Source organism: Paenibacillus sp. JT22N1, assembly GCF_059692155.1.
On the sequence record NZ_JCAUAW010000009.1, the window covers coordinates 152,444 to 167,320 of the forward strand.

Sequence of the window (14,877 nt, forward strand, 5' to 3'; positions counted from 1 at the left end):
AAGCAAAAACCGGATAGGAGTCGTAGGACTCGTATCCGGTTTGCATATTTCGACTTTTTAGTGAAAGCCCCACATTTTATTGTGCAAAATGAAATGCTATCCTCCAGTCGCGGGGTCATGCTCTTGGTCTTCTCTGCACGGGCTATCTACATCATCTCCCCCGAGTTAGCCACTGACCGCGTTTGCAGCTGCGTTATCTGGACCAAGCTGCGATAATGGCATTCGCATCTGCAGTCAAGACTTGCTTTACATAAGCTGAAATCTCGTCAGGCTTTACTCTCTCAAGAACCTTCAGAACATCTTGCATATGCTTAATCGCTTGATCCGTATGTCCTTTGCTGTAGTGGTCAAGAGACTGACTGAATTTGTTTGTGATTTGTGCTTCCAACGAACCGTTTACTTCCCCTGTAGCCACATATCTTTCCATCAGTTCCTGCATCGAACTTTCGTTGGTCGCAACTTTTACGTTAATCTCGGATATCGTCACATTTCCAGCCAGATCCGTCGCAACGACTTGAATAAAATGGATTCCTAGTTGACCTGCCCAGTTCAAACTATTCTGTGCCGATGTTGCCAATACTCCATCTATGAGAATAGTTTGCATAGCTAATCCAGACAACTGATCTTCCGATTGAACGAGCAGGTTTAACAATTGGCTGTCTAAGAAAGCTGCTCCATCCACTAAAGGGCTGCCATTCACAGTAAGTACCGTTGTTGGTGCTGTTTTATCTACATTCACTGTAATCGACTTAGATGCTTCAACATTTCCAGCGCGATCTGTCGAGCGATATTGCAGCTCATACATGCCATCACTAAGCAAGAGCGGAGAGGTATACGGCACGAATCCATTAGTTGATTGCAAGCCGTAAACGCTTTGCAATACGGTCAATGAATATTCCGAAGACGCAACGCCGGCATTATCGTCTTGAGATTGAAGCGTTACCGTCACATCGGATGTAAACCAATTGCCAGAGCCTTTCGATCCATCCAAAACAGCTTGAGTTGACGGTGCAGTGCCATCTGGCGTTCCAATTCCTTCATTGGAATTACGACTTTGGCCCGCTGAGTTGTAGGCGCTGATTGCGAAATAATAGGTGGTTCCATTTTGAAGTCCCTCAATAGTAGTGCTGGAAACATTGCCTACATCAACCGTTGACGTGTATACGCCGCTCGCTGTTCCATATTTGACTTTATAACCGGTCGCTCCGGAAGTGCTGCTCCAATTCAAGGTTAGCTTTCCGTTTCCAGCTTCGATATTACTCTGAGTCGGTGCTGCCGGAAGATCCACAATGGAAATATCATCGTAATAGGCCGTAACCGTATTCCCTGACCACTGATCGCCGATTACTATATGATTAAAGTTCGCAGCCCCTGTTAAAGAAGCAATCTTGACATTGTCGATGTACATATCCACTTTGGTTCCAGATGTATAGTCCCACTTGAATTCATGCCATCCGGTTGTTCTAGCCACGCCTGTAGCCACATGAGTACCGCCGGTACGGTATACGTATTTCGTTGCTGAAGTCGGCGTGTTGACCCCGATACCCCGTGCGGTAACACTATCGTCGACAAAAGCTACGTTCTGCATGTTAGTTGCTGAAGCGGTGTCATAGAACCACATGGAGACTACCTTGTTATATGAGGTGTCAAAGGTTTGATAAATGGCATCCATGTCTTCATTAATCATGTAACTGCTTGTACCGGAATGAACTTGGGCTGAGCTGAGCGATGGCGTACCTTTACCTGGCATTGACACCCAATTGCTCAATCCATTCTCAAAACTATCAAACGGTTGCATAGATTGGTAAGGATCTGTCGAAAGCTTATAAGGTACATATATTGTGACTTCTACAGAATTTGCGCTCAATGCACCAGTAGCTGAGCGGGACTTCATGATATAATAATAGGTCTTTCCAAGCTCAACAACTGTTGAATCACTGCAAGAAAGTGTTGTTACCTCACTGCACACAGTCGTCGTATAAGGACCATCTTTGAAGTCTGAACGGTACACATCGTAGCTTACGGCATTAGAAACAACTGGCCAAGTGAAATTAGCTACAGTTCCATTATATGACCCAGTGAATGGAGCCGGAACCGGAACTTTCTCAGCAACCCCGAAACCATCTACAAAGGCATAGTAATTACCGTTTGGCTTGCTTGCATATATGGTAGCGCTTGTATTATTAGGTCCTGTAGTAAACTCAATGCTCTTCGCCTTTGTTGTGCTGTTGAACGTCTTATCCGTTATCGTTGTAGTAGTCTCAGTACCTCCATAATCTTTAACACCTAATATCGCTTGATCCACATTAGCCGTAGTATTGGACAACCTGAAGTTATCCAGGTAGATTTCGTTTGCATTTGAGAATACCAAGTAAACATCGTGTACCCCTGTAACTGATGTTGTTATAGGAGTATCTGTTTTATTGTAATTCCAAGCGCCATTGTTGATTACGTCATTAGTTGAATTTATAGTATAGGTGGCAATCGACGGATTTGTTGGATTATCAAGTTTAACATCGATCTTACCGCCGGTCACTCTGCTTACTGCACCGAAGTTGATGCTGTTGTATAAACCTGTTCCAAAGTCGATACTGTTATATTTAACCCATGCGCCTGCAGTGTTACCACATAGACAGTTTTCTCCTCTGAAAGGGGTTTGGCTGAATGTTCCTGCACTAGCATTATAGTCTTCTGCTTGAAATACCGTTCCCTGTATGATTCCCCAAGCATTTAATGTATAGGTTGTATTAGGATTAAGACCGTTTACCGTCTGTTGTATGGTGTCTCCAGCTTTAAGCTGAACAGCATTATTCTGAAATCTAACCATGCTTGACGCTTTATAATCCCAAGCGGCCTGCTTAAAAAGTGACGGAGTTCCTGCAGTAATTGTCCATTCTTCAAAATTTCCTCTTTCAAAGCCCGCATTTTTCATCTGGTTTTTATATGGAATATTTGGATTTAGATAAAAAGTAGGATTTGGAGGATTAGCAAAGTCATGCCCCACTTTCCATGGAGCTGCTCCAGTTTCTACTGCACCTATATCAGGTTTATTTCCAACATAACCATCAGTTATTCCTGAAATTACTGCACCTTGATCTAAGCCTGTAGAAGTGCTCTTCAAGGTATACGCTGAAGGAAGTGTTGGAGCTGGATTAGTTACACTATAAGGAGCCGTCCAATGTGTAGTACCAGCACTAATGATATTTCTGTCTTTATACATATCAATATTAACTGGATCACTTACTATGTTGTTAATAAACTTCGAACCTATTGAATCACAGACATCAAAGTTATTGCAGAACTGGCCTACATTACCTTGGACTGAATTGTTATAAAATAACTGGTATTCATTAGGAACATTTATCAGCATTCCTCTAGCACTTGTATTATAAGTAATGTTGTTATAAAAAATAGCGTTATGCACCGAGTTATCCGGATAAATACCGTGGGACCCCCCAGCACCTATGATGTCATGAACTACGTTATGGTGTATTTCCGTGTTTTCCATATCCACATTCACAACATAGAATGCGCCACCATCTTTAGATAGCTTCATACCTTGGCTTATATCGTTATACTCAATAACTGATCTGGAAAAAGAGCCGCCTACAAGCCCACGCCCTGACATCGTAAGGGTATTATGGCTGACAAGATGGTTATATCCATTTAGTTTTACAGCATCTGCATAACTATGTAGGAAATCGACATTATGAATGTAATTGTTAATGATACTATTATCATGTCCATCAACTAGAATACCGGGACCGTACATATTTCTAATTTCGCTGTCCCGTATCGTATTGTGATCGCCATTCAAATTCAAACCTAATGTTAAACCATTAAGGTTAGCCATTCCAGCAGGTAAGTTATAGTCAGGAGCATCAACCAAAGTATTTTTCACCATATTATAGCTGGAATTAACAAAGTTAAGATTTGCAGCTCTTAGCTTAATTCCATCAATGGTTATATGGGTCTTTCCTGTTAAATCAAATGCATAGTCTCTCTTTTTAGCTTCAACCATAATCGCACTTGGATCTACGTTACCAGGAGCAATGAAATATAATTTTCCATTCGCTACATCCTTGTACCATTCTGTTTCAACATCCAATACAGCCTTATTTCTTGTAATATAATAATATGAAGTATTGTCAGGATTGTAACCTGTAGATAGGACCGGCCAATTAATATTGATGGTTGAGGTAGTAGGATTTCCTGTAATGGCTGCTGTGTAACTGCCATAACCATTCCCTGTTCGAACCCAAAGCATACCGCTATTTAATGTATTAGCAGGAAAATTAGTGCCTAATCCTGGTACGTCAACTATAGAAGACGTTGCCCCAAAAGTGAATGTTTTCACAGTATTATATTTAGTTCTGTCCAAAAGATCTGCAACTGCAATATTCGGAAATGTTGCTTCCTTCATCAGGACGCCATCAGCGAAAACAATATTTCCGTCGCCGTTGTAAATATCCCAGTTCATATCTGCTACATAGATATTTTTTCCGGTAGCCAATGTAGTATCCAATGTCCAACCTGTAATCAAGTCAGCACCTGATACAGTTACGCTTTCACTATTGTAGTTTTTAATCGTAACACCGGAATTAGCTGGAGTAACCTTTTCTCTGTACACACCTGCACGTACATATACAGTATCTCCTGATTGAGCAACAGTTGCAGCAGCCTGGATGGTCTTGAAAGCGGCTCCAATTGTCAAACCGTCGTTGGCATCATTACCATTTGTACCATCAACGTAGTAGCTTGTTGCAGTTGCTGCAAACGTTTTGGACGGTATCGATAGAACTGGTGTGCAAATCATTAGCATTACTAATACCAGGGCCATCCATTTGTAAGTCTTAGTTGAACTTGTCTTAAGCATTCTCATTACCTCCTATTAGTTGCGTAAGCGTTATCATTAGCTTGAAAAATAGAATCAGAGTTTACTGACATGATTCATGCACCAAAACTTATGTATTTTCTAGATGTTGTATGCGATAGGCTGCCCGCAGGCTGCATCTGCAGCCTTACGGGCAAACCTGAACCGCCGGAGTAACTATAGCCCTTGAGTCTTGATCTCAAATCGGAATTGACTTTCCATACTTGCGCTGACGCTATTGCGATTACACATCAGACGATAGTACTTACTTTCTACCCCATAATGAGAAACCGCCGTTACCGCTTCAACCTCAACTAACCAGTCGCTCGGGCTAAAATGCATCTCCACCGTACCGATCGCGATCCTGCCCATCTCGATCTGCTGCGGCTCAACACCGCAAATAAACACTTCCTGAAAAGCCGATGGCGTTTCACGGAACGCCGCTTTATCCGTTATGATCAGCTGTGAGGTCTCATGGCTCGGGCGCCGCCACAGAAACTCGCGCGTAAGCGACTGCAAGGTTGGACACGTGTAGGCTTCGGTTAAGTCGAGTTCGAAGCGCACCTCGTCATCCGTCACCTCATGCTGCAGTAATTGTGATCGGTACTGCCTGCCGAAGCCTTGTCGATAGCCATTAACAATGGGCAGAGAATGTCCATGAGAGCCAGCATGAATCGTTTCATATCGATGCTCAGGCTGAAAATACTGCTTCGTGTACACGCCGATTCCCACGTCCGCAAGCACAGTTACTCCGTCAACATGCAGGATAAAATGCCCCAAGTCGTTATGGTTATGCGGTTCTTCGTTGTATCCTCCCTTTGCCGCAAAAGCAGCGATACGTCCATCCGGCTGGCGCACCTTCGAGATGACCCATTGATTTCCCGTGAAAATCCGCTCCTGAACGCGTTCTTGCGGCTCCGAAGAAGGCCCCGCTTCAGTATCCTGCTGATTCGGTGACCAAAGCATTAAGCGCGTCGCTTCCAGCCATGAAACCGGAATGACGTTCATCCGATATTCGTCTGGCGGTAGTTGTAAGGAAGGGAAATATTCACACAGCCGCTGCATCAACCCAGTATGAAAACGGGCTTCATCCGGGGCATCCGAGAAGTTAACAACTTTTCCGCTTGTCAGCAAGCAGAATTGCGGGAATTGTGCAATCTTCCCGATTTTTTGCTCATCAAGCAGCGTGATTTGCCCGCCGGTGCGCTCTTTGAGCAATTCAGCAAAATAAATGAGGTGCGAGAAGCCGAATTGCCAGTAAACCGGTCCTTCAGGCGTAGCTCCTTGCTCGTCAAAGCCCGACAAATACTGGCGCAGCACGTTTATCACACGCCAGAGCATCCCTGCGAGCTTTTCGCTGTCTTCAATCAAATAAATAGCCATGGCGCCGATGCTGGATGCGCAAACGGCTGGCCAGTTATTCGTCTTCAACTCCCAATTCTGCGGAGTCGGATCATGAAAATACACCTGAAAAATACGACGTTCAATTTCCGCTTTCGCTCGCTCTACAACCCACGGGTGCAGACGCGGTCCTGCCAGGTGCAGGATTTCGGCCAGCGCAAAACCAGCTACAGCCGCATCCAAATCCACCGTTTCGCGAGGCGCGTTCGGTTGATCCCAAATGCCGTTCGGATATTCATTCACATACAAACCGACATGTGCTGGAAGTACCCACGTATACTCATTGCATATGGCCCATATCGCATTTTCGAGTCCTTTCTTCCATTCCGGCCGTTCATCTGTCATGGCCAGCAGACCGAATACATGCAGCCCCGAAAAAAGCTCGGTTCGTTTCGTTTGATACGTAGCCCGGTCACCCGTTTCGCCGAATAATAGAAAGTCGGAAAAAGGCGGCGGACATATCGGATGCTCGGATAACCCAGCAGCCTGCTCTTCAAGCTTCTCCCAAAACTCCGCAAAGCGTCGATCGTTCCGAATTTGCGTCCATCGCTCGGGCGTCGCTCCTTCAGAAAAAAGCCCAAAAGTTCTGGGCTTCGTTTGTTCCAAAGCTAGCTTTAATTGTCGAAGTGTTAACGTTTCTAACATAATTCCCCACCTTTACTACCTTCGTTAAAAAATCATGCTTACAGCAGAAAGCTCGTCACTTTTATCGCTGTAAACATGATTTTCACTCTGATGAAGCCTTCAATTACTTCGTTTTCTTCCACTCATCAAGTTGCTTCTGTGCTTCAGCGATAACTTTGTCAACACCAGCTGCTTTCAACTTGTCTTGGAATTCTTTCAGCTTCTCGCTTGCAGCCACAGTACCTGTTTCAAGACCTGGTCTGTATTGGTCAATTACAGTCGCAATGTTAGCAATTTCCGCTGTAACTGCTGTATTCACAAACTTGAAGCCCATAAGCGGTGATGGTTTAGCTGTTTCATTTTCTTTTTGCGTATTAGCTACTACGTTTGGATCTGTACCTTCAACTAACAAACCGTTGAACGTGTTACCGAATACCCAACTTGCGTTTGGAACGTAACCAGCTTCTTTGTTAATTTTGATTGTGTTATCTGCATTTTTCGTATAGTGCTTACCTTCAACGCCGAAGCTGATTGTGTTAAACAGCTCTTTGTCCGTGTTCAGCAAATTAATGAACATCATCGCGCGCTCAGGGTTTTTAGACGTTTTACTGATCGCTTGCATAGTTGTAATAATGGAACCAGTTCCTGCCCATACTTCAGTTGTAGGAATCGCGATTACATCATTTCCGCCGTTTGCAGTCTTAAACTGAGTTTCAACACCTGGCTTCAATACGTTGTGGACTTGAACAACAGCGTTACCTGTTTTCTCAATGTCAGCTTTGTTTTTCAATGTAGCCGCATTATCGTTGATATAGCCTTTATCGTGCCAGTTTTTCGCCAAATCTAAATATTGAGCGTATTGAGGCGTATCATACAGATTGATAACTTTGTCTGGATTTTTCAGATCAACACCAATAACGCTAGCAATTGATTCTAATCCGTAACCACGAAACATGTTACCAAATCTTCCGTTACGATCCATTAAGAATGGAACGACGTCTTTGGACTCGCCTGCTTTTACTTTTGCCAAAAATGGCTCGAGATCTTCAATCTTTTTGATGGAGTTAACGTCTAGATTGTATTTATCCGCATATTTCTTTTGGATTAAGAAGCCTTGCTTGTTCGTTACGGTTTGATAGTTTGGAATACCGTAAACTTTGCCGCCGATTTTTGTAGCATCCCATACGAATTGCGGCATGGATTTTCCCAATGTTGGCGCATATTTCGTCATCAAATCGTCAAGTGGAATGAAAGCACCTTTAGATTGGTTCGTTACATAGTCCCAGTTCCAGTTAGATACCCAAGCGATGTCGTAGTTCTCACCAGAAGCAGTAGTTGTGTTCATTTTTTGAACGTAGTCAGCGAAAGTTTGCGGTTGCAATTTAACGGTTGCGTTGATTTTCGCCTTCGTGATTTTGTTGATAGCTTCCTGTACACTTGCCATATCTTGCGGCACCGCGCTTAATGGATAATTCCAAATCAATTCTACTGGCGCTAGTTGCTCTACCTTGGTAGTTGCAGCCGCACTAGCTGCTGGACTTGCAGTAGAAGCGTTCTCGGATCCTTTGCTACCGCATGCTGACAATAGAACAGCAATACTCACTGCGCCAGTTAATATCTTAAACATTTCCTTTTTCATACAATTACCCCCTGCGATAACTTGATTTTGTATGTTGCTTATATCAACTGCAGCAGCTTTTTGAGGTGCTGCAGTTTGATAACGAATGACTATCCTTTGATGGAGCCCACTGTGAGCCCGCTTATGAAAAACCTTTGGAACATCGGGAAAATAAACATCATCGGACCTGCTGCCAGAACAGCCATGGCCATTCTTGCCGATAAAGCAGGGAAGTCAGCGATATTAAAGTCGACATTAACTGTCGAGATGTTATTCGATAGAAATTCAATGGTGCTCATCACGCGGTAAAGCAGCAATTGAAGCGGTATCAGCTTTTGATTATCGATAAACAATAAGCCTAGCCACCAATCGTTCCAATATTGGAATGAAATGAACAGGCCAATCGTGACAAGTGCTGGTATGGATAATGGAAGCACCATTGTGAAAAAAATGCGCCACTCATTTGCACCGTCGATTTTCGCAGACTCGAATATTTCAAGTGGAAGCTTATCCAAGAAACCTTTCATGACGAGAACAAAGAACGGGCTAAGCAAGTACGGAACGATCAGCGCCCAAATGGTATCCTTCAAGTGCAAATACTGCGATATCAGAATGTAGAACGGAACTAGTCCGCCACCGAATAACGTTGTAAAGAAAACATAAAGCGTCATGATTTTGCGGTAGCGATAATCGCGTCGCGACATCGTATAAGCTGTCAAAGTTGTGAAGAGCAAACCAACAATTGTCCCTGCGATTGTTACGAAAACGGTAACCCCATATGCACGAATCAGTGCATCAGGAGCATTAAGGATAATTTCATAAGCTTTCGTGCTGAAAATCTTCGGAAATAAATGATAGCCGTGTGTTAGCAGCGATTTTTCATCCGTAAACGAAATGGATATAACCAGAACAAGCGGCACTATAAGCGCCAAAGACAATATACAGAATAACACATTAATGAAATTGCCTGCCCAGCTCACTTTATTGCTTTCCGTTTGCATGCATACTTACCTCCTTACCAAAGCGCATTGTCTGAGTTAATTTTTTTGATAATCCAGTTGGACAACAGCACCAGAATGAAACCAACAACAGACTGGTAGAGCCCGATTGCGGTAGACATTCCGACATCTCCGACAACTCGCAGCGATCGGTATACAAACGTATCGATAACATCAGTTGCATTATATAAGAAGCTTGTGTCGTTCGGAATAAAGTAGAACAATCCGAAGTCAGCACGGAATATATTGCCGATAGCTACGATTAGCAAAATCACGATAAGCGGTGTCAAGAGCGGTATAGTAATCTTGCGAATCATTTGCCATTTGGAAGCGCCGTCAATTTTGGCAGCTTCATAGTAACTTGAGTCGATGGAAAGAATACCAGCATAGTAGATCAGTGTTGAAAAGCCTACACCTTTCCATATTTGTGTCAGAATGATAATAAACGGCCAGTACTTTGCTTGTTCATACCATTTAATTGGTTGATCACCAAGTGATTGCAGCATGACGTTCATAAATCCGTTTTTGTGATCCAGAAACCCGAAGACGATATATCCGACAACGACCCAAGATAAGAAATAAGGAAGAAACAAGGTCGTCTGATGCAGCTTAATCCATTTTCGGGGAATTTCATTCAACAAAATAGCAAATGTTAGTGCAAACACTAATGTTAGTAAGATAAAACTCATGTTATAAAGAATCGTGTTGCGTGTTACTGTAAAAGCGTTATCGGATTTAAAAAAGAATTCAAAGTTTTTAAACCCGATCCATTCGCTCCCCCAAATCCCCAAATCATATCGATATTGTTTAAATGCAATAACGAGACCTAACATGGGCAAATAATTGAAAATCAATTTATACAGGATTGCTGGCAATGACATGACGAACAATTCCTGATTACGTTTGAAGTGCTTCCACTCCCGTTGCAGCATTTGCTTCCCTCCCTGCGGTCTTTAACCATCGTTGTATGTCCTTATTATTGAGGGAAAACGGTACAAATAACTACTGTAATAAATGAAAAACACTCTACTTTTCACCCGTACATTCCCGAAAACACTGTATTTTCAACTCAACCAAGGATAAACGACTCCGTCGTCCCACTGGGACGAGCGCGTTTGTCAAGGTAGATGCGAAGCAAAAGTATAAAACTTATACTTTCTTATCTACTGAAAAAAGAAAAAGCTTTCCGGCACTTTCGTACCCGCGAAAGCTTACTCTTGAACGACTGTTTTAAAGCGATATTCTTTCGGCGTGATCCCGAATTTCTTTTTGAATAGCTTAAAAAAGTAGCTTTCATTGTTATAACCGACCATTTCCATGATGCGGTTGATGCTGTAATCTTTTGTTTCAAGCAACAGCAGTGCCTTCCGCAAGCGAACATCATTAATGTACTCACTGATGGACATCGATTCGTGCAGTCTAAATTGCTTGCTCACATGGGCTGAAGAAAGCTTCATTGCAGCCGCTATGCTTTGCAGGCTCAGATTCAAATCCTTATACTGCTCTTCAATCATTTCTTTAATGGTATCCGTTAAGATCTGATTGGACTGTTCTTTGACATCCTGCGTGCGTTGCTTCTGAATGTCTTGGAAAATCTCCAAGAACAAGTGATAAATAGGTGCTAACGTTTCTTGCTTCATCACGTGCTGAACCTGCCGCTTAAAGTCCAAGCTGACTTGTCTAACGGTTCGGCTGTTCATTTCACGCACGATATTTTCCACGAGCGCAAGCAAATGAAGTATGGAATACGTGATATTGTTGTAATGCATCACTTTCATTTGCCCAAACAATTGAACCAAGTGATCCTGAAAATCCTTCTCTTGCCCCGACTTAATGGCTTCCGTTATTTTCTTCTCCGCATCAGCCGGAAACTGGAACGTAATATTTTCATTATTATTCCTCACGAGATCCAGTGTGATGATGCTCCCTTTACCAAAAATAATCCGATAGGACGCATTTTCCATAGCAAGGCCGTATTGCTGCGAAACTTGTTGGTATCGGTCAACCTTTTCTCCAATCGAAACGGTCATCGAGAAACGGTAGTACTGAAGAAGGGTTTGCTGTAGCTCTTGGAAAGCATGCGTCAATGAGTTTACATGATCGCCATGAGGCTCTAGCGACTCACCAACGAGTAAGACAAAGTGATCATTGCGCATAGAGACAACTTCACAGCTAACGCTTTTAGACACAAGCTCCTTGGTGATATTGGCGATCGCAAACTTGTACAGTCTCTTCTCGGCATCGCTCGTTTTCGATTCAAATTCAACAAAATCATCGATCAACAGCACACATACACGTACACCTTGGTTAAAATCAATATCCCAATCGACTTGTTCAATTTCTTCTGGGGTAGGCAGGCTCGCATCGGATATAAGTCTCCTCAAAGCGAAAGTCTTATGTGCACTCCTGTTCGTATGCTCTTCCGATTCATGCTTGACTAATTGATGCATAGCATCTTGGTAAGCGGTGGAAATGAATTTCAATTCATCCAAATCGGACCTGTCGTCCGACCCTTTACGGCGGATTCCCGTCACTTGATTTAACAAATGTTCAATCGGACGATACAGGCGATAGGCAATCAGCAGCGAGCCCGCAATGGAAAGGATTAAAAATCCAATGATGATCACTAAGGAAATCGCCCGCATTTTGCTTAACTTGCTCCACACAACCTCATAGGGCTGAACGCTTGCAATGACCCAGTCGCTTTTGCTGGATGACATAAAGCTCAGAATCGACTTATTCCCGCCTGATCCATACACGAGATAGTCCTGTGATACGCCGGAGCTCACTTTCTGACGGATAATGGATGCTATCGCATCAGTAGCAATAACATTGCCCTGCTGCTGTGCCATGAGCGGGATGCCTGATTGATCTGTAACAAAAATAGAGCCGTGCAATTCATCTGACGTCTTATTCATATTCGTTAAGTTATCAAACAGCCAGGACGGCTTGATCGTGACGATCAGTTTACTCCCTGACATGCTGTCATAAATAAACATAGATAGTGCTGGAAATGTCGTTTTATCATAAGACAGAGGAACAAAGGTGAGAATGGGTATATGTTTCTGTGAATGGATATACTGGTCTATGACACCATTCATACCGTCATCCTGGCAATTCAAACTGCTCAAGGTTGAATAATAGCAGCCTGTTTTGGCGTTGTAGATCGTTATATTTTGCAAAAAGGATGAGTTCGTTACCGTTTTCTCCAGCCTGTTTAATTTTTGCGCAAGCTCGCCCTTGTCCATCACATCGATATTCGATAAATAGACGACATCAGGGTCGAAATACGTGGAGACCGCAATATTTTTTACTGTTTCGTGCATATAGTCGATATTATATTTTATTTGCGACAGCACCTTTAAATCCGCTTGTTGCTGCATTTGAAGCATCGTTTTATCGGAATTGTAATACAGAAGCGTCGTGCTGACGGATAAAAACACAACCATGAGAACCGTGATAGAAAGCAGCAGCTTAAGCAAATATTTTCTTGATTTGTACAAACGAATAATATTCATCTAGGTCCACCCTCTTCTAGGAAGCTCTATATCAACAAGGTGCAATTCATTATAGAATATAAAAAATGATCTCATTGATAAAATGTTCATACATTTGAATTATTTTTAGTGTTTACATACGTTCCCACTCTATTATGAAGTCAAGCCTGCGTAAATGGCTACTGTAAAAAATAAGAAAAGCTCTACTTTTTATATAGAGCCAATAAAATATCCGCCGTCAACCGGAATCTCCGCACCATTGATCCAGACTGATCGTTTGCTAAAAAAAAGGATTGTGGTGCAAAGCTCTAATTCATGATAATATCATTGAAATTAAGCCATGAGAGTGGGACATTTACTTTGGAAACGGGATTAGATTTATTTAAGTGGAAGCAGTATGAATCGGAGGTTATCTTGCTAACGGTAAGATGGTATTTGAAGTATAGTCTAAGTTATCGTGATTTAGTAGAAATGATGGAAGAACGGGGCTTACATATCGCTCATACAACGATCATGCGATGGGTTCATCAGTTTGGGCCGGAACTAGGTAAGCGAATTCGTCCCTATTTAAAGCCGACTAATGATTCCTTTCGGACGGATGAGACCTACATTAAAGTCAATGGACAATGGAAATCTTTACAGAGCGGTGGATTCAAACGGAAATACGATTGATTTCATGTTATCTGAAAATCGAGATGCTCCTGCGGCCAAACGATTTTTCAAAAAGATGTTGACTTCACCACACAATCAATCGCCACGCGTGATCACTGTCGATAAAAACCCAGCGTACCCTGCCGCAGTCCAGCAATTGAAGGACGAGAAAGTTATGAAACAAGAAACATTACTTCGGCAACAGAAATATCTCAACAATATTATTGAACAAGATCATCGATTCATAAAGAAAATCATAAAACCAATGTTGGGATTCAAGTCTTTCAAAACTGCCGAAAAAACTATCGCGGGAATCGAAGTCATGCACATGATAAGGAAAGGACAGGTCGAATGCAATCATTCGTCTGTCCTCTCTGCAGTTGAATTAATCAAAAAATTGTTTGGTTTGACAGCATAGTTAACCAACAATAAGACGGCTATCTTTTTTTAGTTTCAATAGTTGCACCAAAACCCTATCCCTCACAGTACTAAGTGTCAAATATATTTGACCAAGATGCTTTCCACATGCTCCAAATGCGATCTCATCGCTTGAGATGCCTGCTCTTGATCCCCCCTGCGAATAGCCTCGTAAATCCGTGTATGTTCTTTCAAAAGCTGAATGGCCACATCCTGATTGGCGTACAATTCAGCTCGGCGAATATCCCGGATCATCGATTCCATCGGCTTCATGATGGATTGACAGGTTCGTTCCATAATGGCATTATGAGTGGCTTGAACCAGCATCACATGGAAGGATACATCCGTTCTCTCGCCTTCAATATCATTACCTACAGCGCTTACCATTTCGTTCAGAACGAGATGAAGCTGATGCAAATCCTGCTCTGTTCTATTCTTGGCGGCAATCGCGGCAATCGACACCTCTAGGGATTGTCTGACTTCCATTAATTCAAGCAGCGTCGTTCGATTCATCCGCAAGGAAGCCATCTCCGGCAATAAGACCTCGGTAGGCACTTGGCTGATCACTCTGCAGCCGCCTCCCTGCCGGATTTCGATAAGTCCCATGGCTTTTAACGCGCTGAGTGCTTCACGCGCCGTGGAACGTCCAACTCCAAATCGCTCGGACAGTTCTTTCGTAGACGGGAGTTTATCGCCTGTTTGGAGTTGTCCCTGCAGAATCATTTGCTTGATTTGATCAGCCATTTCGTCATAATGATTGCGTTTGAGCAGCTTATTGACTTCCATGCTATAACCTCT

At 42.9% G+C, this 14,877-nt stretch carries 8 protein-coding genes; 1 reads left to right on the top strand and 7 read right to left on the bottom strand.

Annotation, left to right across the window (positions count from 1 at the left end; genetic code table 11):
• Positions 1-193: 193 nt before the first annotated feature.
• The 6 genes from AC58UU_RS18445 to AC58UU_RS18470 form a co-directional block, all read right to left on the bottom strand.
• Positions 194-4,876, bottom strand: a complete 4,683-nt coding sequence (locus AC58UU_RS18445; RefSeq protein WP_497318058.1) for an FIMAH domain-containing protein — start codon at positions 4,874-4,876, stop codon at positions 194-196.
• Between the two features lie 174 nt (positions 4,877-5,050).
• Positions 5,051-6,919, bottom strand: a complete 1,869-nt coding sequence (locus tag AC58UU_RS18450; RefSeq protein WP_497318060.1) for a heparinase II/III family protein — start codon at positions 6,917-6,919, stop codon at positions 5,051-5,053.
• 103 nt (positions 6,920-7,022) lie between these two features.
• The gene (locus AC58UU_RS18455) at positions 7,023-8,537 is read right to left on the bottom strand and encodes an ABC transporter substrate-binding protein (protein WP_497318062.1); all 1,515 of its coding nucleotides are present in this window, start codon (positions 8,535-8,537) and stop codon (positions 7,023-7,025) included.
• A gap of 89 nt (positions 8,538-8,626) precedes the next feature.
• Positions 8,627-9,517 carry a carbohydrate ABC transporter permease gene (locus tag AC58UU_RS18460; protein WP_497318064.1) on the bottom strand — a complete coding sequence of 297 codons (891 nt, stop codon included), beginning with the start codon at positions 9,515-9,517 and terminating at the stop codon, positions 8,627-8,629.
• Positions 9,518-9,531: 14 nt separating this feature from the next.
• Entirely contained in the window at positions 9,532-10,446 is a 915-nt protein-coding gene (locus AC58UU_RS18465; protein WP_029193384.1) for an ABC transporter permease, read from the bottom strand.
• Between the two features lie 279 nt (positions 10,447-10,725).
• Positions 10,726-13,032 carry a helix-turn-helix transcriptional regulator gene (locus AC58UU_RS18470; protein ID WP_497318067.1) on the bottom strand — a complete coding sequence of 769 codons (2,307 nt, stop codon included), beginning with the start codon at positions 13,030-13,032 and terminating at the stop codon, positions 10,726-10,728.
• Positions 13,033-13,326: 294 nt separating this feature from the next.
• Here AC58UU_RS18470 and AC58UU_RS18475 point away from each other — a divergent pair.
• A protein-coding gene (locus tag AC58UU_RS18475) for an IS6 family transposase (RefSeq protein WP_497318069.1) occupies positions 13,327-14,080 on the top strand; the annotation gives its coding sequence in 2 pieces (ribosomal slippage) (positions 13,327-13,646 and positions 13,645-14,080; 756 coding nt in all).
• 77 nt (positions 14,081-14,157) lie between these two features.
• Here AC58UU_RS18475 and AC58UU_RS18480 read toward each other — a convergent pair.
• Positions 14,158-14,865 carry a FadR/GntR family transcriptional regulator gene (locus AC58UU_RS18480; RefSeq protein WP_029193373.1) on the bottom strand — a complete coding sequence of 236 codons (708 nt, stop codon included), beginning with the start codon at positions 14,863-14,865 and terminating at the stop codon, positions 14,158-14,160.
• Positions 14,866-14,877: the final 12 nt, after the last annotated feature.